Source organism: Paenibacillus sp. 1-8, from assembly GCF_056316205.1.
Map to the genome: position 1 here is coordinate 1,684,159 of NZ_CM149995.1, position 23,634 is coordinate 1,707,792.

General features: G+C 50.0%; 24 protein-coding genes. 13 read left to right on the forward strand and 11 right to left on the reverse strand.

Annotated elements, in window-relative coordinates:
* The first annotated feature begins 281 nt into the window (after positions 1-281).
* The 7 genes from AC0WRU_RS07790 (at position 282) to AC0WRU_RS07820 (ending at position 6,912) form a co-directional block, all read left to right on the forward strand.
* On the forward strand, positions 282-1,736 hold the full coding sequence (locus tag AC0WRU_RS07790; protein WP_476127873.1) for a bifunctional metallophosphatase/5'-nucleotidase: 1,455 nt from the start codon (positions 282-284) through the stop codon (positions 1,734-1,736).
* On the forward strand, positions 1,690-2,850 hold the full coding sequence (locus AC0WRU_RS07795; RefSeq protein WP_476127874.1) for an HD-GYP domain-containing protein: 1,161 nt from the start codon (positions 1,690-1,692) through the stop codon (positions 2,848-2,850). The genes AC0WRU_RS07790 and AC0WRU_RS07795 overlap by 47 nt, the downstream gene beginning before the upstream one ends.
* A gap of 96 nt (positions 2,851-2,946) precedes the next feature.
* The gene (gene yfkAB / locus AC0WRU_RS07800) at positions 2,947-4,077 is read left to right on the forward strand and encodes a radical SAM/CxCxxxxC motif protein YfkAB (protein WP_025685382.1); all 1,131 of its coding nucleotides are present in this window, start codon (positions 2,947-2,949) and stop codon (positions 4,075-4,077) included.
* Between the two features lie 16 nt (positions 4,078-4,093).
* Positions 4,094-5,452, forward strand: a complete 1,359-nt coding sequence (locus AC0WRU_RS07805; RefSeq protein WP_476127875.1) for a hemolysin family protein — start codon at positions 4,094-4,096, stop codon at positions 5,450-5,452.
* Between the two features lie 190 nt (positions 5,453-5,642).
* Positions 5,643-5,867, forward strand: coding sequence for a spore coat associated protein CotJA (locus tag AC0WRU_RS07810; RefSeq protein ID WP_476127876.1), 225 nt, complete (start codon positions 5,643-5,645; stop codon positions 5,865-5,867).
* Between the two features lies 1 nt (position 5,868).
* Entirely contained in the window at positions 5,869-6,309 is a 441-nt protein-coding gene (locus AC0WRU_RS07815; RefSeq protein ID WP_476127877.1) for a spore coat protein CotJB, read from the forward strand.
* A gap of 33 nt (positions 6,310-6,342) precedes the next feature.
* A complete protein-coding gene (locus AC0WRU_RS07820; protein WP_476127878.1) occupies positions 6,343-6,912 on the forward strand; it encodes a manganese catalase family protein in 570 nt (189 codons plus the stop codon).
* 186 nt (positions 6,913-7,098) lie between these two features.
* Here the strand turns inward: AC0WRU_RS07820 and AC0WRU_RS07825 are convergent, their stop codons facing one another.
* From AC0WRU_RS07825 to AC0WRU_RS07835, 3 genes are all read right to left on the reverse strand, one after another.
* Positions 7,099-7,410, reverse strand: a complete 312-nt coding sequence (locus AC0WRU_RS07825; protein ID WP_476127879.1) for a BclA C-terminal domain-containing protein — start codon at positions 7,408-7,410, stop codon at positions 7,099-7,101.
* Between the two features lie 24 nt (positions 7,411-7,434).
* Positions 7,435-8,502 carry a glycosyltransferase family 2 protein gene (locus tag AC0WRU_RS07830; protein ID WP_476127880.1) on the reverse strand — a complete coding sequence of 356 codons (1,068 nt, stop codon included), beginning with the start codon at positions 8,500-8,502 and terminating at the stop codon, positions 7,435-7,437.
* A 184-nt stretch (positions 8,503-8,686) separates the two neighbouring features.
* On the reverse strand, positions 8,687-8,845 hold the full coding sequence (locus tag AC0WRU_RS07835) for an alpha-helical endospore appendage domain-containing protein (RefSeq protein ID WP_155985448.1): 159 nt from the start codon (positions 8,843-8,845) through the stop codon (positions 8,687-8,689).
* A gap of 101 nt (positions 8,846-8,946) precedes the next feature.
* On the opposite strand from AC0WRU_RS07835, the gene AC0WRU_RS07840 reads away from it, so the two are divergent.
* From AC0WRU_RS07840 to AC0WRU_RS07850, 3 genes are all read left to right on the forward strand, one after another.
* Positions 8,947-11,901 carry a methyltransferase domain-containing protein gene (locus AC0WRU_RS07840; RefSeq protein ID WP_476127881.1) on the forward strand — a complete coding sequence of 985 codons (2,955 nt, stop codon included), beginning with the start codon at positions 8,947-8,949 and terminating at the stop codon, positions 11,899-11,901.
* A gap of 70 nt (positions 11,902-11,971) precedes the next feature.
* Complete coding sequence (locus tag AC0WRU_RS07845; RefSeq protein WP_476127882.1) at positions 11,972-12,634, forward strand: class I SAM-dependent methyltransferase; 663 nt, start codon at positions 11,972-11,974, stop codon at positions 12,632-12,634.
* A gap of 84 nt (positions 12,635-12,718) precedes the next feature.
* Positions 12,719-13,420: an HAD family hydrolase gene (locus AC0WRU_RS07850; protein ID WP_025685391.1), complete on the forward strand. Its 702-nt coding sequence runs from the start codon at positions 12,719-12,721 to the stop codon at positions 13,418-13,420.
* A 102-nt stretch (positions 13,421-13,522) separates the two neighbouring features.
* Here the strand turns inward: AC0WRU_RS07850 and AC0WRU_RS07855 are convergent, their stop codons facing one another.
* Genes AC0WRU_RS07855 through AC0WRU_RS07880 form a run of 6 tightly spaced genes read right to left on the reverse strand, consistent with a single transcriptional unit; the run spans position 13,523 to position 20,286 of the window.
* Entirely contained in the window at positions 13,523-14,713 is a 1,191-nt protein-coding gene (locus AC0WRU_RS07855; RefSeq protein WP_476127883.1) for a YheC/YheD family endospore coat-associated protein, read from the reverse strand.
* Complete coding sequence (locus AC0WRU_RS07860; RefSeq protein WP_476127884.1) at positions 14,695-15,210, reverse strand: GNAT family N-acetyltransferase; 516 nt, start codon at positions 15,208-15,210, stop codon at positions 14,695-14,697. Before AC0WRU_RS07860 ends, AC0WRU_RS07855 begins: the two co-directional genes overlap by 19 nt.
* 17 nt (positions 15,211-15,227) lie before the next feature.
* Positions 15,228-16,337 (reverse strand): YheC/YheD family endospore coat-associated protein, encoded by a 1,110-nt coding sequence (locus tag AC0WRU_RS07865; RefSeq protein WP_476127885.1) that lies wholly within the window; start codon positions 16,335-16,337, stop codon positions 15,228-15,230.
* The gene (locus AC0WRU_RS07870; RefSeq protein ID WP_476127886.1) at positions 16,334-17,704 is read right to left on the reverse strand and encodes a YheC/YheD family endospore coat-associated protein; all 1,371 of its coding nucleotides are present in this window, start codon (positions 17,702-17,704) and stop codon (positions 16,334-16,336) included. The genes AC0WRU_RS07865 and AC0WRU_RS07870 overlap by 4 nt, the downstream gene beginning before the upstream one ends.
* A gap of 12 nt (positions 17,705-17,716) precedes the next feature.
* Complete coding sequence (locus tag AC0WRU_RS07875) at positions 17,717-18,871, reverse strand: YheC/YheD family endospore coat-associated protein (RefSeq protein WP_476127887.1); 1,155 nt, start codon at positions 18,869-18,871, stop codon at positions 17,717-17,719.
* 44 nt (positions 18,872-18,915) lie between these two features.
* Positions 18,916-20,286 carry a YheC/YheD family endospore coat-associated protein gene (locus AC0WRU_RS07880; RefSeq protein ID WP_476127888.1) on the reverse strand — a complete coding sequence of 457 codons (1,371 nt, stop codon included), beginning with the start codon at positions 20,284-20,286 and terminating at the stop codon, positions 18,916-18,918.
* A gap of 162 nt (positions 20,287-20,448) precedes the next feature.
* Here AC0WRU_RS07880 and AC0WRU_RS07885 point away from each other — a divergent pair, with 162 nt between their 5' ends.
* The 3 genes from AC0WRU_RS07885 (at position 20,449) to AC0WRU_RS07895 (ending at position 22,685) form a co-directional block, all read left to right on the forward strand.
* Complete coding sequence (locus tag AC0WRU_RS07885) at positions 20,449-20,793, forward strand: YlbF/YmcA family competence regulator (protein WP_476127889.1); 345 nt, start codon at positions 20,449-20,451, stop codon at positions 20,791-20,793.
* A 72-nt stretch (positions 20,794-20,865) separates the two neighbouring features.
* A complete protein-coding gene (locus tag AC0WRU_RS07890; RefSeq protein ID WP_014280689.1) occupies positions 20,866-21,150 on the forward strand; it encodes a hypothetical protein in 285 nt (94 codons plus the stop codon).
* A 200-nt stretch (positions 21,151-21,350) separates the two neighbouring features.
* On the forward strand, positions 21,351-22,685 hold the full coding sequence (locus AC0WRU_RS07895; protein ID WP_476128597.1) for a DRTGG domain-containing protein: 1,335 nt from the start codon (positions 21,351-21,353) through the stop codon (positions 22,683-22,685).
* Between the two features lie 41 nt (positions 22,686-22,726).
* Here the strand turns inward: AC0WRU_RS07895 and AC0WRU_RS07900 are convergent, their stop codons facing one another.
* Entirely contained in the window at positions 22,727-23,224 is a 498-nt protein-coding gene (locus AC0WRU_RS07900) for a sporulation membrane protein YtrI (protein ID WP_476127890.1), read from the reverse strand.
* Positions 23,225-23,236: 12 nt separating this feature from the next.
* Positions 23,237-23,566 carry a YtrH family sporulation protein gene (locus AC0WRU_RS07905; protein WP_013309582.1) on the reverse strand — a complete coding sequence of 110 codons (330 nt, stop codon included), beginning with the start codon at positions 23,564-23,566 and terminating at the stop codon, positions 23,237-23,239.
* Positions 23,567-23,634 lie beyond the last annotated feature (68 nt).

The following is a 23,634-nucleotide window of genomic DNA, read 5'->3' on the forward strand; positions in this document are numbered from 1 at the left end:
ACGAAGCAAACCTAATATATCAAGAATTATATGGGATGACAACGACTGATTTACTATTATTCCTAGCTGCAAAATAGGTCTCAGGAACCCGTCTCTTCTCAGAGGCATACGAAGACATTGTGGCCTTGCTTCTCTCCGGGTCTCTATCCTGAGGCAACAGAGTAGCTAAATCGTAGGTTGTAGCACACCCCCGCCGACATGTACCATAATGCGAAATAACATGGTATCCTTAAACATTAGAAGCAACAGAGTCGATATATAAACTATAGAGGAGGGCGGTTATGGAGATGACGACTCAGCAAACGTTAACCATTTTGCATACCAATGATATACATAGTCATTTTGGCAGTATGCCTTCGATAGCCGCGATGATTCATAAACGAAGAGCTGCATCAGGAGATGCGCTGCTTGTGCTGGATATGGGAGACCACATGGACCGGATGGCCCCCGAAACGGAAGGAACGCTGGGTGGGGCGAATGTGGATGTGATCAATTTGACGGGGTACGATGCGATTACGATTGGTAACAACGAGGGTCTGACTTTTACCCCGGATATTCTTGCACAGGCCTATGCGGGAATTCACTGCCCGGTCGTATGCGGAAATATCAGGGAGAGCACCACAGGGATGAAGCCTTCGTGGATGACGGATTCGCTCATTTTGGACAAGGCGGGGATTAAGGTAGGCTTGCTCGGAGTGACGGCTCCTTTTGGCGAGTTCTATCAATTACTGGGTTGGGATGCACTCGATCCGTTTGAGGTATTGGGCGAGCAAATTCCGTCCCTGAGACAGCAGGTCGATGTTCTGGTCGTGATGTCGCATCTGGGTTTACCTTCGGATAAGAAATTGGCGTCGCAGTTTCCGGAGATTGACGTGATTCTTGGAGGGCATACCCATCATGTGCTGGAGGAACCGTTGTGGATCGGGAACACAGCTCTATGCGGAGCTGGTAAGTATGGAACGCTACTAGGTGAAGTGACCCTAAGCCGCAGCAGCAGTCATGAACCGTTTCGGGTTACGTCAGGCCGCGTAGTTCCTGTAGATCACACACTGCTGGATGAAAAGGTGGCGTCGGCCATTGTACTGCATCGCAGACAGGCAGTGCGTGCCATGGAGAGCACGGTTACGGTGACGGATCGGAAACTGGAGATCGCATATGATCGGGAATCTCCTTTCGGAAATTTGCTGGCACAATCGGTGTCACATTTTACGGGAACCGCTATTTCTCTAGTGAATGCGGGCCAACTGCTTGGCTCTTTGCCTCAAGGTGATATCAGTAAAGGAATGCTGCATTCCTTATGCCCTTCGCCGATTAATGCCTGTACCATGAAGCTGTGGGGAAGAGATATTCGGCTCGCGCTGGAGCAGTCTTTGCTACCGGAATTTGCTGACAAGAAAATGACGGGATTTGGCTTTAGAGGTAAAGTGCTGGGTACGATGTGTGTGGAAGGTCTGGAGATTCAATTTGATCCGGCCCGCGCTCCTTATGATAAAGTGACGGATATACGTGTAGCGGGTCGTTCATTGGAGGAAAATGAGCAATATACGGTGGGTACGTTGGATATGTTCACTTTCAGAGCAGGTTATGAGGTGCTTGCGAACGGAACGGAACTTCGATTTATGCTTCCAGAATTTTTGCGGGATTTGATTGAAATGGAGTTGAAGCGTCCGGGCGCGATGGAAGAGTGTTTTGCAGCTAGGTGGCTTCAGGTATCAAAACAATCGGGAGAGGATTAAGCTGCGACTGGTACCTATTACATTATTGAGAGCCGGCATGAAGCTGGGCAAAAAAATATACAATGAAAATGGAATGGTGTTGCTCTCGGAAGGTGTTGAGCTTACTTCGCGATTGATTGAGCGTCTAGGCCAAGTCGGAATTGGATATGTATACATTGAGGATGCGGTGACAGAAGATATCGTGATCCCCGAAATGATCCATGAACAGACGAGGGCTGCGGCGCTACAGGAGATCAAAAAGCAGTTTCAGGGTCTGTCCTCCTACTCCGTAGATCATAAGCACCAATACTTTGGCAAGTCATTTTATAAGGTGATGGAATCCATTCTGGACGATATCGGAGGCCGTCAGGATGCCGTCATTATGCTGATGGATATCGGGGCGGCAGATCAGGATCTGTATCATCATTCATTGAACGTATGTCTCTATTCGCTTGTACTGGGAATATCCAGTGGTTACGATAACAACCAGCTCATGGAGCTGGGCATAGGTTCACTACTGCACGATATTGGAAAAATGAAAATTTCACCCCAAGTGCTCTATAAGCCGGGCAAATTGACGGACGAGGAATACGAGCACATGAAAACGCACACGGTGATCGGCTACAAGCTGCTTAAAGACGAACCGGGAATCCCCCTGCTGTCTGCTCACTGTGCATTACAGCATCATGAACGTATCGACGGCAGTGGATATCCGAACGGCTGGAAGAAGGACCAAATCCACGAATACGCCAAATGGATCGGCCTGGCAGACTCTTACGATGCGATGACAGCAAGCCGCATATACAAGCAGGCATTGTTGCCCTATGAAGCAATGGAGGTGCTGTATGCCGGTGCAGGCACGTTATATGAGCAACGGATGCTGGAGGCATTCCGCGATTGTGTAGCTATATACCCGCTGGGGCTCTCTGTAGTGCTCAATACGGGGGAAGAAGGGGTTGTGGTGCGCATACACTCCAAAATCCCGCAAAGGCCCGTTATTCGCATTGTGAGGGATCGGGATGGACAGGAACTGAAAGCACCTTACGATGTGGATCTGTCCGTATCTCTTTCGGTGATGATTACCAACACACTGGGCGCTACAGCTTCCCCTTTTGGAGCAATACACGTGGATTAGCAGATGAAGTGGAAGAAAACATGCAGACACTTTACACAACATGATATGATATTCATACGTCTTTTGAGGTTAATAACAGAAATAAGGTGAAAAATAATGACAGTTCTACAAAACAACATACTTCCACAAATATCGCCAGCGTATGATCCGTGGGACCCGATTGTCTCTCTGCGTACACATGGTCGTCATTTGCTGACAAGTGTGGAAATGACCGTGACGCATCTGTGCAATATGCGCTGTGAGCACTGCGCTGTGGGCGACATGCTTGTTATGAAGGAGGCTCCCTTCCTTCCATTAGATCTGATGCTGAAACGACTGGATGAAGTCGAGCATCTGGAGACGATCAGTATGACAGGCGGAGAACCCGCTTTGCTCGATAAAACGGTGGACGAAGTGATCGTTCCGTTGCTGAAATATGCCAAAGAGCGTGGCATTCGCTCGCAAATCAACTCCAACCTGACATTGGATATTCGCAGATATGAGAAGATGCTTCCTTATCTGGATGTCATGCATATATCGTTTAATTATTTGAATGAAGACGATTTTTATGAAGTGGGTTTTGCAAATACCGGACGTGCGACTCCACGCGCGGGGGCTGTTCGCCTTTATGAGAAAATGGTGGAAAACGCCCGCAGGTTGAGCGAAATGGGGATGTTCATTTCTGCCGAATCCATGATTAATTACCGTACTCACACGAAGCTGGATGGTATTCACCAGTTGATTAATGAAATGGGCTGTCGACGGCATGAGGTTCATCCGATGTACGCATCGAATTTTGCCTCTGCCTTGCCAGTCCTTTCACTCGACGATATGCGCAACTCCATTCATAAGCTGCTGGATGTGCGTAATCAGGATATGTGGATGCTGTTTGGCACGTTGCCGTTCTTTGCCTGCTCGGACCGGGAGGAAGACCGCAAGCTGCTTCGCCGACTGCGCCAAGAACCGAATATCACGGTGCGTAATGATCCGGACGGAAGAAATCGCGTAAATGTGAATATGTTCACGGGCAGCGTATATGTGACGGATTTCGCAGACATTCCGGCTTTCGGAAATATTCAGGAGCGCGGTCTGGACGATATTTTCGGTGAATGGCTGAATGAGCATCCGTTGAATCAGACCGTGAACTGTCATTGTGATGCCGCTGCCTGCTGCGGACCGAATCTGCTCGTAGCGGATATGTATTACAAGGGAGTAGATTTTAAATCCAGAAAAGCATTACAACTATAGAAATGGGGAGTTCGTATTGGAAGGTCATACCGAGTTTCATTGGGGATTGCTAACGGTGAATCTTCTTTTGGTACTGCTGCTCGTCTTTCTGAACGGTGTATTTGTGGCAGCGGAATTTTCGCTGGTCAAAATGCGCCAATCCCGATTGACGCAGCTCCAAAGTGAGGGGCATCGTATGGCAGGCTATGCGCTAAAGGTGAACCAGAAGCTGGATGCTTATCTGTCCGCCACCCAATTAGGCATTACGCTGGCTTCGTTGGGCTTGGGCTGGATTGGTGAACCAGCAATATCCGGCTACCTGATCGAGCCACTCATGCACAAACTCGGTGTAACTGACGGTACACTGATTACAACGGTATCCGTTGTCGTCGGATTTTGCGTGATTACCTTTTTGCATATTGTATTGGGTGAGCTGGCTCCAAAGTCTTTGGCGATCCAGAAAACCGAAGGTGTGGCCTTGTTTTTATCTGCTCCTTTGCTGCTTTTTTACAAGATATTTCTGCCTGTCATCTGGGTGTTGAATGCCGCTGCGAATTTGCTATTACGGGCGTTCGGCATCCAGCCTGCGAGTGAAGCGGAAGCGGCGCATTCGGAGGAAGAGATCCGTATCTTGATGAATCAGAGCGCCAAAAGCGGTGTTATTGATAAGGACGAAATCAAGCTGATGGACAATATTTTTGATTTTTCCGATTTGCTGGCCCGTGAAATTATGCTTCCTCGTACGGATATGGACTGCTTGTATACGAATTTATCGTTTAAGGAAAATCTGAAAATCATCAGTGATACCAAGCATTCTCGCTACCCGGTAGCGGTTGAGGATAAGGACCAAATTATCGGCTTTGTTCATATTACCGATCTTCTGTTGGCTGAGCAGGGTGAGCAACTGGATCTGGCCTCGGTGGTGCGTCCTATTTTGAATGTGCCAGAATCCATGGAAGTAAGTCACGTGCTGCGTCTTATGCAGAAAAAGCATTCCCAGATGACTCTCGTGGTCGATGAGTACGGCGGAACGGCCGGACTTCTGACAGCGGAGGAAATATTGGAGGAAATCGTCGGGGATCTCTACGATGAATTTGAGGATGAACGTCCAAGCGTGGAGATTAAGGATAATCTCATTTCCGTGGACGGTCGTATGCTCATTGAGGATGTCAATGATCTGACCGGGGTGAACATTGAAGACGACGAGGTGGATTCCATCGGGGGCTGGCTGTTTAAAGAACTGGAAGGTAGCCCGGTGAAGGGGAAAAAGATTGAGTTTTATAACCTGACCTTTGAGGTGGAGGAAGCGACAAGGCTTCGTATTATGAGAGTGAGGATTCACCACAAGCCCTACAACCCTGTAATCGAAGATGAACTTTCCACCGATGAGTCCTGATCCATAGATATGGTTAGGGTCAGTTCGGTATGAAAGCTATTATAGAGTGTAAATGCAAGAGCCTTTAAGCACCACGTTATCGTGGTTTTGAAGGTTCTTTTTTTATCTGTAATTTTGTGTTCGAGACTTGGGCGATGCCGCATATATTGAATAGTAAAGCAGATGGATCAATCAAAGGAGGCCCCGGCCCGTGAAATTTCCACAGCAAGGTGAGTTTGCCCCGTTTGTCGGTCCGTTCGATCCGTGCCCGCCCGTTTTGTGTAAAACCTTTGTGCTTCCACCGAACCTGTTTGTGCAATTTCAGCCCCCAGGTCTGCCTCAACTCAGTCCGGAGGAGGCACTGAGGAAGGGAACACTGTGGCCCTTGTTTTACAGCCCTTATGAGTCTTGCAGAAACCAGGGGGGAGGCGAGTAAAATGGATTATCCAAATCAGGGTCAGGCCCAAAATCAGCCTCAGTATCGAAATCAGGTTGAGAACCAGCAGCAGAACCAGAATCAGAATCAAAGCCCCTATTCAAACCCGTATCAACAACAAAACCATACTGAGGGCTACAATCAGTACGACGGAAACCCATACCAAGGCTATGCGCCCCAGACCAAGCCGGGTGATGCACAGTTTTATGCACTGTTGGAGAAGCTCCAGGCGGTGGATTTTGTATTGGTGGAACTGAATTTGTATCTCAATACGCACCCGGATGATTTACAGGCTATCGAACAGTTCAATAAGCTGACGCAGGAAAGGACCGGGATTGCCAATGAGTATCAGATCCTATACGGACCTCTGCAAAATTTTGGCCGTGCCTATTCCAAGTATCCTTGGGAATGGAACCAAACCCCTTGGCCGTGGCAGGTATAGGTAGATACAACCTTTTATAAAGGAGGAACATAAATGTGGGTATATGAAAAAAAGCTGCAATATCCTGTACGTGTCAGCAAATGTGATCCTCATATGGCCAAATTGCTTATGGAGCAGTATGGGGGAGCAGATGGTGAGCTCGCTGCAGCTTTGCGTTATCTGAATCAGCGATATACGATTCCTGATAAAGTCATTGGTGTGTTGAATGACATCGGGACAGAGGAGTTTGCCCACCTCGAGATGATTGCCACGATGATTTACAAGCTGACGAAGGATGCGAGTGTGGAGCAATTGAAAGCGGCCGGTCTGGGCGAACATTATGCGGCGCATGATCATGCGCTGTATTATCAAAACGCTGCCGGAGTTCCTTTTACAGCGGCCTATATTCAAGCCAAAGGCGACCCGATTGCCGATTTATATGAGGACATAGCGGCAGAGGAAAAGGCGAGAGCTACATACCAGTGGCTGATTGATCTGACAGATGATGTGGATTTGCAGGATAGTTTGAAGTTTTTGCGCGAACGTGAAATAATCCATTCGCTCCGCTTCCGCGAGTCTGTGGAAATTTTGAAGGAAGACCGGAATCAAAGGAAAGTGTTTTAAGGAAATCATTCAGAATGTCTCTTGGTAAGTTAATGCTTGCAGGAGACATTTTTCTTTTGAGAATTGTAATTTATGAAGGGCGCTTCAGCATCGAAGCGCCCTTCGTGTTGTCTATATAAGTGAGCAGAAATGATCTCGGGAAACGGCTCAACGAGCCACTGAACCAGTTGCAAATCATGGAGTACATTAATTAAGGCGGATAATCGTCAGGGCTGCGCCTGTCGCGCCGCCTCCGACCAGTGTGGCAGCACCTACGGCCCCGAAAAATTGCACGCTGACGGTTGTAGCGGCTGCTACGTTCACAATAACGGTATTGATATAAGAAGAGAGGGAGAGCACGGGTGAAATGACGGAGCCTGGAGCCTGCACGCCGTTAATGAGCAAACGGGTGCTCAGCAGAAGACCAGCCGTTGTGTTCACCTCATAGGTAATGTAGTAGGTTCCGGCACTCGCCAGTGTCAGCACATCGTTCGTGCGGTCGACTGCATAGAATGACATACCCGGTGCCCGTCTTTCTCATCCCTATTGTAGCTGTGAGAAATACTGTTCATTATATAAAACGCTGGGATGAGTAGGATGGTGCAGCTGGGAAATACGGTGATGCAGCTTTGCTTTGTCGATGTCACCAATCCGGTCGTAACACAGACATAATTGCAAGTGCGGAAGCCAGGTGTAATAGGACGAATTGGTTAAGGCCATCGCATCTTGTGGCGGTTCGATCAGTGTAGCCTGACGGAACCAGTAAATGGCTTGGGCATACTGTTCCGCTTCAATCAATAAATTGCCAAAGGCACAGCAGAACTGGGCGCGTGGTGTGTCGAGAGTAAGCGTGCGAAGCAGAGTGATGCGCTGCTCCTGCTTTTGACCTTGGCGGCCGTAACAATCTGCAAGCTTAAAGCAAGCAGCAATCCGGTCCTCGATCCATCCCTGATTCAGGCTTAAATAGTGTTCGTACTGCTGTATGGCTTCTACCGTCCGTCCGTTGTCATACAGTTCATTGCCAAAATAGTAGTGATCTCGTTCAGAAAATGGGGTGCCCTGCTCCCGGTGCCTGAGATAAATATGTAAATTACGGTCAGTGTAGGCACGTGTCTTTTTATGAGTCACCGCCATATTGCTGTGAAAGGTGCTTCCGGTCACTTGCAGGAATTCATGCACAAATCCGATCCATCTGAAATGACGGTCCCGGCGGACAATCCGGTTTCTTTTGAGCTTATACAGCGGTTGTCCCTGTTCATCTACCGATAGCACATAATCCATCGTAATGCTGTCATACGAGAGGGTGTCTTGCTTTTTCCAGTCGAGAAATGTCAGTCGGTCTTGCTCTTCCAGGATGTCGTCGGCATCCAGCCAGAATTGATAGTCCTGTGTTGCCTGATCAAATGCATAGTTACGGGCTACGGAAAAATCATCGCACCATTCAAAATCGTATATCCGAGCATTGAACGATGCGGCTACCTCTTGGGTGCGGTCGGTAGAGCCGGTATCGACGATTATGATTTCATCCACCAGATCATGGACTGATTTGAGGCAGGTGTGAAGTGCTTCTTCTTCATTTTTGACAATCATGCATAAGCTGACGGTTACCATGCTCTTTGTCCCTCCCAAAAAACTTGGTATGATTTCCAGTTTATTAGGATAGCTTGCTCATTATGTAGGAATTTAGGTTGAACGAGTGAAGGGTATGGTGATGATCATAAATGGGGCAGCGCTCTAATAGATTAGAAAATCAAAGTCTGATGCAAGGGGGGAAGGCATGAACCGCCCGTTCATTTCACTGTGCATGATTGTAAAAAATGAGGCGGAACGGATCGAAGCTTGCTTCACCTTCAGCATTAATCAGGTGACTTAATGACAGCTCTTGAAAGGCGATGCAGGCAAGCAGTGTATTGATATTGTTTTCATCGATATTTCCAGGTGTAAGTCCATTCATATCACGCTCACTCCCTTATCGCTTCATCGCAATTAGCGTATGCGTCAAAGCAAGCAGGAGGAACGGTTATGAGGCTTCCGCCTGATGGGAGGCGTCGACTCATGCGTATATTAATCGGCAGTCCGGTGTATCAGAAGCCCGAAATATTAGCTTTATTTCTTCAAGCTTTGGAGCGGCTGGAAGCACCCGATGTGCTGCCGGATTATTTGTTCGTCGATGATAATGACAATCCGGCCTCAAGCCAATGGCTGGCCGATTTTGCGGACCGGCTCCCGGGGCGTGTTTTGCCCCCGCTGTCAGGCTTGCAGCAATATGAGAACCGAAGTGATGAGCATACCCATTATTGGCCCCCTTCCCTCGTCTGGAAAGTGGCCGGGTTCAAAAATCGTCTCATTGACTACGCGCTTCAGCATCATTACGACGCGCTATTTTTGGTTGATTCAGACCTGGTTCTCCATTCCCGTACTTTATGCAGACTGGTCGAGACAGAGAAGGATATCGTATCCGAGATTTTCTGGACACGCTGGCAGCCCGATGGGGCGTTATTGCCTCAGGTGTGGGTCAGTGATGAATACAATCTGTTCCATCGTGAAGAAGGTGAAGTGCTATCGGCAGAAGAGCGGGCACATCGCGAGCTACATTTTATACATCAGTTGCATGTTCCCGGTTTGTACGAGGTAGGCGGTCTGGGTGCGTGTACCTTAATTCGCAGACGGGCGCTGGAAGCCGGAATTCATTTTGGCAAAATCTCTAACGTTTCTTTTTGGGGAGAGGATCGACATTTTTGCATTCGAGCGGCGGCGTACGGGTTTCCGCTTTTTGTGGATACGCATTACCCGGCCATGCACTTGTACCGCGAAGCGGACCGCATCAAGGCAGAACAACTGCTACTGACTCTGAATGGAATTATTACGCAGGCCGCAGCTAATACGGACGACCAAGAAGCTTCACTCATTCCTGAAAATTCAAATATTTCAGAAAATTCTCCATCCAACACTGCCTCTAAATCCCCTGAAATCACCATTCCACCGGATCTCCGCGAGTCTACTGTCTTTGCAAAGCATGCTGCGGATTCTTTTGTCGTGCCAACAGCCTTATCCGGTCCACGACATAGTGAGCTTCATGCTCCGCCTGTCTTCAGGCCCAAATTGACACTGAGCATGACGGTATGCAATGAGGCAGATCGCAAGCTCGCAGAAGTGCTTCGAAGTCATCGGGAATATATTGATGAAGCGGTCATTATTGATGATGGCAGCCGTGATGATAGCGGTGAATTGTGCCGGGATCTGCTAAAAGGGATTCCACTGCGTTTGATCCGTAATGAGAGGGCCTCCTTTACGAATGAAGTGGAGCTGCGAAAACAGCAATGGAGAGAGACGCTGGCATCTTCCCCGGAATGGATTTTAAACATGGATGCTGACGAAATATTTGAATCCCGATTTGCTCAAGCTGTGCATGCTTTATTAGCCGGAACGAAAGCCGATACCCTTTGTTTCAGGCTGTTTGATATGTGGTCTCCCACGCATTACCGTGATGATGATTACTGGCAGGCTCATCGTTATTACCGTCCTTTTTTAACTCGGTATCGAGATAGCTTTCCTTATAAATGGAAAGAGCAATATTTGCATTGCGGGAGATTTCCCGATAATGTGCTTGAGCTTCCCAGTGAAATTAGCGACTATCGTATCCAGCACTGGGGCTGGTATACACCAGCTATTCGCACATCCAAATATGAACGCTATCAACAACTGGACCCGGATGCCCGTTATGGGTGGAAGGAACAATATGAGTCCATTTTGGACCCAACTCCCCGTCTCAGTCTCTGGATAGATCCAGGCCGGGATGATGTAAGCAATAAACATGAGGCTGAATCCGGAGACGCTGCCAGCGTAAAATCCGATGTGAACACGGGCATGAATATCGAGGATGCGACTGCTGAGAATAAAATTGAAGCAATTCATACCGTTGAAGCTGTTCAAATGGCTAACGCTGCCAACCCCGTTGAAACTGCTCCTGCTCATGAAGTTATTAACCCTTCGAGCCCTGTCAACACAAGTGCTGTCGCTAAGATTGCCGGTGTTCATGCTATTATTGGCTCCCGAACGCTTACCAAAGACGAAATAGAGGACGCGCTTTATGAAAAAGGGAAAGGAGAAGAACAGGGCATGGCGTGCAAACTGTGCGGCTCGTCCAATACGGCGGTGTTCCATCGGTATGAACATTTTACATTGATAGGATGCGGCTCCTGCGGACTTATTTTTCGCCATGATGTGGATCGGATACAGCCTGAGGATATGATCGCAGATATTTATAACGTCAAATGGGTCGCCATGCGCGATAGTGCAGCCGCTTCGACCTACGGGGACCATGCTCTTTTCGGACTCATGCTGCTGGATATGTTCAGTCCCGGTAAAGGAAATTTGCTGGAAATCGGATCAGGTACGGGAGAATTTATTCATGCTGCCCTTCAGAGTGGATGGAATGCTGTGGGCATTGAGCCTTCCATAGACTCGCGCGCATATGCCAAATACAAATATGACGTGGATCTGCTGCCGGGCTACTGGAATGGCGATACAGGGATAGAAACAGGAGAAGAAGTGGCGAATGAAGCGCCAGAAACAGAGGGAGATACTGCCTTATCACTGGATCACGAATATGAGGCCGTTGCATGCTGGCATGTGCTGGAGCATATTGCAGACCCCGTAGCATTTTTAACGGATTTACGCGAGCAGCTTCAACCGGATGGAACGTTATACATTACAGTACCCAACAAAAACTCGTTTACCAATGAGGCTTATGGTACTCACTCGCCTTTATTTACCGAGGAAGATCATTTGTATCATTATTCAGAGCACACGCTGACACGTTTGCTGGCGAAGTCCGGTCTGCGCCCGGTGGCCCTGTTCACCCGTCAGCTTCCTTCCGGTCTGGACGCCTTGATAGAGGCACATCCCTTGTATGGCGAGCTTACTTTCACGGAGCGGATGGGGCTGTTGGCCAAACTTCAAGGTGAGAAACGTGGTCATGAGCTATGTTGTGTGGCAAAGGCGATCTGAGCTGGCTGGGGGAATATACGGTCTGATCCCATATCGTTTCACCTTTCATTCAAAAAAGGAGGCTGCATCCATGAACGCTGCTGATCCGTACCTCTCCCGTTTTTTCATGCATTCTGACCCCAATACCTCTAGCCTGATCTACAGGCTGCCCCAAAGCTGGTGGAGCCGTCCCTATGAGTATGAGTGGTGTCTGCACTTTATGTCCGGGCAGGATACGGTGCTTGACGCGGCATGTGGTATCCCGCATCCGTTCAAGTTTGAGCTGGCCCGGCGCTGCGCTCAGGCCTATGCCTGCGATCTGGATATGAGGATCGTTTCCGTGGATGCCATATTGGCCGAAGTGCGCCGGGATATCGGAGAGGAGGCAGCCGAGCGTGTTCAGGAAATTTTACCGATTCGTCTTCACTCTGCGCATGCTAATTTAACCGCCTTGCCTTATGAGGCGGCCATTTTTGACAAAATTGTATGTATTTCAGTACTGGAGCATCTAACCCCTGATGACTCGTTAGCTGCCTTGCGTGAATTTCACCGGACTTTGCGGGATGACGGGACGCTTCTGCTGACCTTTGATTATCCTACGGTTAATCTGTCCACGATGGAGCAATGGATGAGTCAGGCGGGGTTTTCGTACTGGAGCGACGTTGATCTCAACCTTCCGCCGGACGCCTTGCATACGGATTTGTGGGGCGGTTTGCATTGTTTCAGGGCTGTTTTGAAAAAATATAAGAGTTAACGGTATGCGCAATGAGGTTTACACGGACCTCTCTTATTGCTTAACATGAGAGGGGTCCGAACTGTAAACCTACATAGGAAAGGAATGACTGACAACTACATGAACAATGCACCTGTGTTGAAGAAACCTGAGGCTATGGTATTTGATATGGACGGTACACTTTTTCAGACGGAGACGCTGCTGCTTCCTGCTTATCACAAGCTGTTTGATACGCTGCGCGCCGAAGGGCTTTTTGAAGGAGAGACGCCGCCCGAGGAGCTTATTTTGAATAGTTTGGGTATGCTGCTGGATGAAATCTGGAGAAGAGTAATGCCGGAAGCCAGCGAAGCGGCCCACAGAAGAGCGGACGAGCTGCTGCTCCAGTTGGAGCTGGAGGGATTGAAGAACGGAAGTCATGCCCTGTATCCACATGTAAAAGAAACGCTCCAGACCCTCCACGAGCAGGGTGTTCGGCTGTTCGTAGCTAGTAACGGACTGGAGGATTATGTAAAAGGGATAGCGGCTGCATATGAAATGGTCCCGATTTTTGAAGGACTGTATAGCGCTGGTGAATACAGCACACTTTCCAAAGTGAATTTGCTGGAGATTTTGTTGAGCAAGCACGGGATTTCAAACGTATGGATGGTAGGTGACCGTTCTTCTGATGTGGAGGCAGGCAAAAAGAACGGACAAACAGTCATCGGCTGCGCCTATGCTGGATTTGGCGTAAACGACGAGTTGAAGGGTTCCGATGCGATTATTACGGACTTCACGCAGCTGCTCACACTTTATAAAAACGCCGAGTAGCTACGAAGCACAGGTTACTGGTTATAGAAATGCTTGACGTACCCATATAAAAAACATGCGAGGCTAGTCGAATAAATGACAAAACAAGGAAGGCGGCCGCTTTTACGCGGAGCCTTCCTTTGCTTTATTTTCAGTTTTGCTTTCGGTTTTGCTTTCAGTTTTGCTCTCTGTGTTGTGATCCGTCAGAGGTTTTGGATTAATTTGTGTGTGATAGACCCACAAGGCGTATTCCATGGGCTTGGCGATAGAGCGGCGGTAGGTTTCTTTTTCACCGATACGTGCAAATACCTCGCGTGCTGGCTTCGGATTGACCTCCAGTACATAAATGCGACCGTCCTTGTTGATCGCCAAATCGAGCGCAAGCTCGCACAATGCCCCGTAGCTTTTCTCCAGATAAGCAGCGATATCCAGACCGAGCTTTTCCCCTTGCTTGGTGATCTTCTCTCTCTGGTTTTCATCACGAATCCATTGTGTCAGCAGTTGTTTCATCGGTACCGCCTTGCCTCCGCCATGCAGGTTGGAAGTGACGCTGCGATGTGCCCCGATCCGTCCTGCACATCCGGTTAACTCCCATGTCCCCTGGCCATTTTTTTGCACCAGCATGCGGTAATCATGAACCCTGCCATTGGGCAGTTGCACAGGAATGCCCTCCTGAACAATGTAATTATCCATGTTCCAACTGCTCAAACGTGGCTCCAGACGGTCCAGACGCACCCGCTGTTGAGGAATAATATGACGTTTGCGATTGCGGCCCTCGATCAGATACAGGCCGCTCTGCTTGTTAACAGGCTCAATGCGTAAAATTCCGCGTCCTCCGGTACCGTTAATCGGCTTGAGGTAGACCAGTGAATTCTTTTTGAGCATCCGTTTTACACTATGAAATCCTACGAACGGCTCCGTTTCAGGGAGATGCGATCGGAAGGCAGACTTTCTCGCAAGCTGCTGATGAATGGCCCATTTGTTACTCAGTGGCCGGTTTAAATATACGAGATCTGTATATTGCACCCGAAATTCCTGCAACTGACGATATCGTTCACTGCGCTGTACTCGGCAACGGTCGAAAATCATATCCGGGAATTCACGCCATTTCAGGGTCCATTTTCCACTGTGTGGATCATACATTTGGGCAAGGAGCAGCCTGCGATCCTTGTGGACATCGGCTGGAGTGAATACATACATATCCAGCCCCAGTCTTTTACCTTCTGTAATCATGCGCTCATATATGGCGCGTTCCTCCAATTGCTTTTTGTTGTTCAAATACAAGGCCATGATGCCTAGGACAGGTTTTGGCACAGCATTCCACCTTCCTCTGCCGTCTGCTCATCTTCGGACAGCTTCCCGCGAAATACGAGGGTGGGCTTTCCGGTCGGTCCAGTCGTCATTTCATGCGCCACAAGTCCTGCGTGAAAGCAGGTTTTGAGACTGGCCATATTGTCAGCGGCCACGCTGCACGTCAGGCGACGCAGCTGTTTGAGCTGGGCGGACAGCAGTCTAGCGCCCAGTCTGCGGCCCCGATAAAGCGGACGAATGATCACGATGCACGCATCCTCACCGTAATTCAGAGCGAGACAAAAGCCCGCAATCCGCAGCCCTTGCTCCGTGCGCAGATAAGCGCACAGGAGGGAGGAGCCGGGGGATTTTAATTGCTCCGGCGTTAAAACGGCCAACTGCCGCAGGGCATCTCGGGTAATGCGCATGCCGCCTGAGCTGCGGGCCAGAAATAGCAGTTGCCGTCGTCTCAGCAGCCAGCTCCGGGCAGGCAAATGTTGAACATCGCTAATGTGCGGCATGATTCCACTTCCTTGACTCATAATTTCATTCGTCCGGCCAAATAGGAGCTGTACTGGAATATGCGTCTCAGCGATTTTTGACGGATTTCCGGCTCGTCGAATTTCATGGGTTTGGCGTTGGCTTCAAAAAACCAGGGAGTACCGAGCGTATCCACCCCCAAATCCATAGACATTTCCCCATGGGAAAGGCCGGAGCCACGTTCAATTTGGCGTGCGATCTGAATGGCTGTACTTTTGATCTTGTTTAGCAGGATCGTGCTGCTTTCAGGCCCAAACAACGCAGACAGCAGCTTGAACGGGTCCTCCACACTTCCGCCGCGCGGGACATGTGTCGTAATACTTCCTTTGCCTGCCAATCTGGCACCAACTCCGGTAATGCTCCATGAGCCACGGGCGTTTTTTTGCACCAGGATCCGCAGGTCGAACGGCTTTTTCTGATAGGTTACCAGCTCGATACCCTGCTGGATGATATAAGGTGACGCACCCGCTTCCCGGCGGATGCGCCCCCACAGTCGGGATAATGATACCGACCTGTAGGTTACACTTTTTTTGTCATGCTGAATCGTCAGCCTGTAGGCCATCAGATGGTCCGGCTGGTATTTGAGAATCATAATCCCTTTTCCGGCCTTACCGTTCTCCGGCTTGAGATACAGGTATGGATACGTAGACAGCATTTTTCCCAAGGAAGACAGGTTGCTTAACCGTTTGGTTGCCGGAACGAGCTGACGAGTGGATTCCGAGGCACGGAGCCATTTGAACAGCTCCCATTTGTTGAAAAAGCCCGGATTGTACAGCTCAATGCCAGAGGCATGTGAAATTTCATCCAGCTTTGTGCGCACAGAGGTTTTAAGCTCATAATTGCGGTTCGGGATGCGATTATAAATGACCTGCGGCAGTGGAAAATTCTGTTCCTCCCACGTCTGTGAGCTTTTGCTGAAAATATAGCCCTTGACCGTTTCGGATGCCAGCTTCAGATCCCTGACGGTAATGATGTACACCTGATAGCCCATCCGTGTTCCGGTTTCAAGAATATCCTTAAAATTGCGCTGATTACCCTTAAAAAATTGTCCTTGGTCGTGCACGGTCAATACGGCAACGACAGGTTTTTGCTGCGCCCGGGTATTCATAGTTCCTCTTTTCTGCGGAATTTACTGAGGTAAAGACAGTGGTCCAAAATATGCTCCACGGATGCTTTACCCTCCGCACGCAACGATGGATGCTGAAAAATGGATCGTCCCGGCTTGGAGTTGGCTTCGAACATCCATACCTTTTCCTGCTGGTCAATGCCCAGATCGAAGCCAATTTCACCTAGCAGATGCTGGTGATGGTGCTCGATAGCTTCTGCGAGCGTAACCGCTGCGTTCTTGGCACGCTGAAGCACCTCACCCGCCCGGTCTCCGAATACCCGGTTCAGCGCCTGCTCGGGTGTCATGAGGGAGCCGCCGTTTTTAATATGGGTCGTGACACTGCCGCGTCCGGCTTTTTTGGCTCCAATTCCGACGACGACCCACTGGTTGTTGCCGTTTTTGTGCATATGAAATCGGAAATCAATCGGGCAATTGTCAATCTCAATCAGCTGGATACCCTGCTGAATGACGTAGCCCTTTAACGTCTGGCCCTGATTGGAGTGAAGCATACGGAGCATGGAGTTAAAAGAGGTGAAGCGCAGCAATACATTGCTGTTTTTCTTACGGTACCTCACATAATAACCTTGCTTCGGAACATGGGAGAGACGGTAAATTCCTTTGCCGAGACTGCCCCCGCTCGGCTTGTAATAAGCAAATTGGTGACGGTCCAGCATACCCCGGATACGCTCTGAGCTGGGGTTCATATACGATTCGGGGACATAACGGTTGACCTCCGGGTTATTTTCCAGTAAATGATAGATATCCGATTTGTTGAAGAAGCTCCAGTTGAAGAAGGGAATCCGTTTGCGGGAAAAGCGCTCGCGCAACTGATTGATCGCCGGGGAAAAATCAGAGCGGCGGCTCGGCAGCCGATTATAAATCACATCCGGCAGGGGTACGATTTTACGTGTGAAATCCCCACCCGAGGACAGAAAATAGCCGTTAATTGTATCATTTTGCCAGTTGATATCCCGAGGGGTGAAGACGAAAATATAAGATTTCTTGCTGCCTTCCTTCAGCAGTTGCTTAATGAAGCCCGTGCGTGAGCCAAAAGGGCGGGTGGCAGAGGCGGTGCCGTCAGACAGCACGCCAATTAACGGTCCGAGCTGTATATCTCCATCCAGATTCCGCAAATAGATGGACCCGCTTTTAGGAACACGGATGGCATTACGCAAGCCTGAGGTCAGGTACAGATGGCGTCCCGCCTTCTGAATCGGTTTTATCGTCGCGGGAATCTGATCCTTGCCGAGCCGCAGACGAATGGACTTGACTCCGGATAATTTAAGGCTTTTCAACAAGGAAGTGGATATATACGCCACCTTGTCGGGCTGCTGTGAGAAATGCACATTGCAATGCGTTAAACTCATCTGTTTATCCTCCTATACCGTATGTTCAAGGGAGGCGCCCGCGCCCTTTGACCCCGTCGGTTTCGAATGAGTCATTAAATACCGGGCATATTCGAGCGGGCGGTTGACTGACCGGTAAGCGCACTCTGGCTGACGGGTCTGAAAGAAGGAGGCCCGACCCGGCCGCGAATTAACCTCCAATAGCCAGATGTTCCCGCTCCGGTCAATACCGTAATCAATTCCCAGCTCGCCAAGACGGCCGTATCGTTCCTCCAGCGCCCCGGTAATGGTCAGGGACAGCGCCATCATCTGCCCGATGATGAGACGCGTGCTGTCCGCGCCATATTGTTCACGAAGGTAAGACTCTGCCGGATGGGCTTTACCCCCTCCGTGCAGATTGGAAGTCAGGGTTCCTTTCCTGCCTTCTCTCACGGCAAAGCCCGTCAGGCGCCAGCAGCCGTTGCCGTCCTTTTGCATGAGCGCGCGGACATCAAAGGGATGACCGCTTTGGCTCGTTAATTTCAAATAAGGCTGCACGATATAGGATCGTCTGCGTGCAATCCCGTCGACCCATGATAATCCGGCATCTAGCTCGGAAAACAGGCGCCGGAACGGACGGTTTCGGGAGTCTCTGCCCTGCACGAGCAGTGCGGTGTCTCCGTCCGATAGTCGTAGATACAACGTGCCCTTGCCGTGCGATCCGGCCTGGGGCTTCATAAATAGCGCCGAATGGCGATGCAGCCATTCTACAAGCTGAGTCGTGTCCCGGTAAGGCGCCGTAGGCGGCACAAAGAGACGCACTTCATCTATTGCGTGCAGCGTACGATATACCTGCCATTTGCCGGGCAAGTTACGCGACCAGTAGATAAGCTTGCGTGATTCCTGCTCTGCTATATGCTCCAGTGCGTGCCCGGCGCTCTGGCTACCGTGGGCGTGGAAACAGCGATTATACACAATATCAGGCAAAGGGAATCGGCCGGATGTCCATACTCCATCGCGATAGGTATAACCTCGTATGGAGTGATCTTCGGGCGAAATTCCTTCGGCGGTAAACGCCATTACGTTAAGGCCGGAGCGCCTGCCCAACAGACTTAGCCTGCGACAAAACTCCGCTTCGGTAATCGGGGGAATCGCCGCCTGATTCCGGCTGACGAGCACGCCCAGTGTGTCTGGTACGACAAGAGACACCGATAACAGCCTCCTTTGGCAGCTGGATTCCGTAAGAGACGGATTTATTTGAATCCGGCTGAATAACGGCAATATTCAATCATTTTCTTCACAGACGGTCGGGTTTTCTGATCATTTAACGGCGTATTGTCATTTTTCGAAGGTTTGGAGTTGACCTCCAGCAACCAGGTATGCCCCGTGCTGTCAATCGCCAGATCAATGCCAAATTCCGCGAAATGGGCTGGAATCGCCTTCTCAACGCCGTTTGCAATTTCGAGCGCAGCTGTTTTCAGATGAGTCTGTCCGTTCAATTTGACTAAGGCAGGCAGCGTGGTTTTGGCCAAGGCCTCCTTGACCGTGCTCAGCGTGCCACCTCGCGCCAGATTGGACACAAAATGGCTCCCCCCGGCAATCCGGGCGACGATGGAGGTCACGGTCCATTCGCCAGAGGCGTTTTTCTGCACAAGCGCACGAAAGTCAACCGGACGCTTGCCGTGATCAATCAGGGTAAGGCCCTGCTGGAGCTGGAAGCGCGTCGTTTTCATTTTTCCTGCCAAGCCTTTGTACAGCTTTTCGACGTTCGGATACATTTGCTTTCGGGGTGTGCCGGCGGTGGTGGACAGTACGCAAAAGGTGCCATCGGCTTGCTTCGTAATGCGCATAATGCCTTTGCCCAGACTTCCCCTTACAGGCTTGAGAAAAACGGTGGGGTACTGGTGACACATTTTTTTGAAGACCGCAAAGGTTTGTAACAAGTGGGACTCGGGTAAATACTTGCGCAGGGATGAATTGGATTTAAGCGCGTCGAACACTTCATTTTTATCGAGAAACTTTTCATTAAAAATGGTCGTGCCGTACTGTGATTTTACTTCTTTCATAAAATGCTGTACGCTAGTTCTGTTCTCGAGTTTACGAGAGGTGAGCCGGTTATTGACGACATCCCCGGCGGGCATGACGGTCTTTTTCCAGCCTTCGTCATAGACCCATCCCTGAACGCGTCCGGGCTGATTTCCAATATGCTCCGGGGTGAAAAAATACACATATGCTCCTTGTCTGCGGCATTCCCCGATCAGTTCACGGCAGAACAGGGTGATCGACCCGAAAGGCTTGTCGGGCTGTTCGGGATAGTCCCGACTGACCAGCACGCTAATAAGTGGGCCCACTCGAAGTGTCCGGCGTCCTCGGCTGTAGGTTACTCGCAGCCCACAATTGGAATGAAGTCCCATTTTGCGGGCCAGCACGCTTCCCACACGCAGGCCGCTGTAACGGGGTACCGAAATGACGGTAACCTGCTGGCGGAACGAACCGAAGGCGAGCTGTACGGGGTGGCCTGCGGATATTTTCCATTTGCGAAGCAAGGACTCGCCGACCATGAGTACGTCATCCTGCAAGATGCCCGATCCGATGATTTGAATCGTTGTTTTTTTGATGGACATCGTGGATCTCCTTCCAGGCAGCAACTTGATGTCTTAAAAGTAACGGGAAACGTGAAGGGCTGTAATAGCACTGATTCATCATATGAGGACATATATCCCTTGGTGATTGACGGACAATGTGAAATGTTTGCACTATTATTTGAATTGGAGGAAATAACGAATATGAATATCTATGACAAAGCCCATGATTTGGCGAAAACGTTGAAGGAAAGCAAAGAGGTAGAGGAAATTACGTCAGCGATGAAGCTGATTGAAACCGACCCGGAAGCCAAGAAAATGCTCGATGATTTCCGTGAGCGCCAAATGGAAGTACAGCAGCGGATGATGAGCGGTGATATGCCGGCACAGGAAGAGATGGAAAAAATGGAAAAGCTGTTCGAGGTGCTGAGCCTGAACCTGAATATCCGCCGTCTGTTCGACGCCGAACGCCGCCTGAGCGTGATCATCGAGGACGTTAACAAAATTATCGCAGACAGCCTTCAGCATTTGTACGGCTCGTCTCTGTAAGTTTGTCTCATATTCCTTCCTGCCCTCTCATAGACTAGATACATAGAGTCACAGGGAGAGGAAGGGATAACATTGGGTACCTTTAAAAAATGGAAACACGGCTTGTACACACTGATTGCGCTGGCTATGGTGCTTACCGCGCTGCCGCGTATCTCGCTTACGGGCGGATTGAACTGGGTCAACGGCTTCGGTATCGTCTGGGTACTGTTCGCGCTGCTTGTCATCGGAGCGAATCTGCACTTTTTGCTTGGCGTGGATGAGGAAAAAAGGAAAACGCTGGAGCGTGTGCGGCGGGCCAAAATGAAGCAGTGGCAGATGAAATGGGATAAAGAAGCTGATAAAGGCAGCACGCTATAAAGGTTTCCTCCCGGCTTGTCGTGAGCATGCTCTGATGCTGCCTATCCGTGATAGTTAAGAAGCGGTCCCTGTAAAAAGGAGATCGCTTTTTGCTATTTCTGGCCTTGAAATTCAGTGATTCACGAGGGTCTAAAAAGATAGGGTTTTGTGCTATAATAGATACAGAATGATACAGATTGAACGTTGGGGGTGTAACAGAGTTGGACGGGCTAGACGAAACGGTTACGAAGCATGAGCAGCTATTGCGCCATATCGAGCAGTTGAAAATAGGCTCCAAAATTTCTGTGCGCAGGTTGGCTAAAGAAATGAGTGTCAGCGAAGGAACGGCCTACCGGGCCGTGAAGGAAGCGGAGAACCTGGGGATCGTTATTACCAAGGAAAGGATCGGGACGGTACGGGTGGAAAAGCGTCCGCGCGGGTTGTCCGAGCAGCTAACCTTTGCGGATGTTGTGAATATCGTGGAAGGGCATGTACTAGGGGGAAGCGAGGGACTGGAAAAGCCCTTGCACAAGTATGTCATCGGAGCGATGCGTGAAGAGGCTATGGCCCGATACATCGATGCAGGCAGCCTGCTGATCGTCGGTAACCGCGAGGATGCGCACTCCCTTGCGCTGGAGCAGGGAGCTGGTGTGCTGATTACAGGCGGCTTCGGGACGAGCCGGGAGGTCAAGCAACTGGCGGACCAGATCAGCTTGCCGATCATTTCCTCGCGTCACGATACCTTTACGGTGGCCTCTATGATTAACAGAGCGATTTTCGACCGCTTGATCAAAAAGAAAATTATGCTGATTGAAGACATCGCGGCAGGCAAACCGAAGACACAGACCTTGAAAATCAACAGTACTCTTACCGAATTTGAAGAGCTTTCGGTGACGACTGGAAACCACCATTTTGCGGTGGTGGATGAATGGAACCGTCTGATCGGCATCGTCAGCCGCAAGGATGTGGAGGGATTGCAACCCGAGCATACGATGGACAAATGCCTGATCCGCAATCCGGTAACCGTGACCTACCAGACCTCGCTCGCTTCGGCTGCGCAGATGATGGCGTGGGAAGGTGTGGATTATTTACCGGTCGTGGATCGCAACCGCAAGCTGCTGGGTTCCGTTACACGGCGGGAGGTACTGGATGCACTGCGCAACGCCCAAAAGCAGCCTCAGCTTGGCGAGACGTTCGACCAGCTGATCTGGAACGGATTTGCCGAGGAGCGTGATGAGGACGGATCATTATTTTTTCGTGGCTTCGTCATTCCTCAGATGGCGACCAATCTGGGTACCATCTCGGAAGGCGTGCTGGTGAACGTGATGACACAAGCGGGCTACCGGGCGGCCAGAGACATGAGCGGGAAGGATTATGTGCTGGACAATTTAACGACCTATTTTATCAGACCGGTACAGATCGAGGATGCCATAGTCCTTCGTCCGTTGTTGCTGGAAACGAGCCGCCGCAGCTGCAAGCTGGAAATTGCAATTTCACGGGAAAACCAATTGGTATGCAAAGCGGTGATGACACTTCATTCCATTGAACACGGCTAGTGTCCATTCGTGTGTGGTAAGTGGAGTCGGAACAGAGCGGATTAATGACTTTCGGGAAGTCTCTCTCTTGCCTCCAGCCAAATTTGCAGCACACCTTCCATTACAAGCATCGTTTTGACCTGGATTGTATACTCCTTGTCACGAACGGTGTATTTTTTTTGGTGAAGCAGCATGCGTACCAGCTTGCTGTCGGAATCAATCTCGAACATGTCCCGGCCTCGCAGCACCTCCAAATCCCGGCTGACGCGGCGAAGAAGCTCCTTTAGATTAATAGAGTCAATCTTTTCGGCAGAAGCTTCTTCGGCGATTAATTTGATTTCCTTGACAACAGTCTGGCGTTTGCTGTATTTGCGCAGTGTTTTATTGTCCTCCTGCGCTTGCAGGAGCTGGAATTGAAGGTCCTGATTGTTCATCCACAGCTCATTGAAGCTGGCGTGCCAGATGGCATTGTAAACAATCGCTCCGGTAATCATGCCCAGCACAAACACGGAGGATAATTGCATAAAAGGGCGCAGGCGCTCGAAGGGGGGCACTCTCATGGTCTGTTCACCTCACGGACGTCCGTTGCCGCACACCCACTTGACCAGCTCTGCACCCATATGAGCGCCTAAAAAGGCGAAAATCAAATATAATATCTGCTTAATGGCGGGCGACAAATTACCATCCAGCATATTGCTCTCAATGACCCGGATCGGGTCCATCGTTCCTCCCACAGCGGCGGCAAGCGCCCATATTTTAATTCTTCCGGCAACCTCCAGCATCGTCTGGGTAGGCGGCTGAAGCGATACCACAGCTCCCATTCCGCCGAGCATGGCTCCCCCGAGCACGATGCCGAAGGCAATGAAGAAGTCGAGAATCGCTTTGGATATAAAAGTGCTCATGCTCTTTTCCTCCTTAGGTATACGAATCAGGACCGCGCTTGTCCGCCGAGGTCTGTACTTTTATTGTA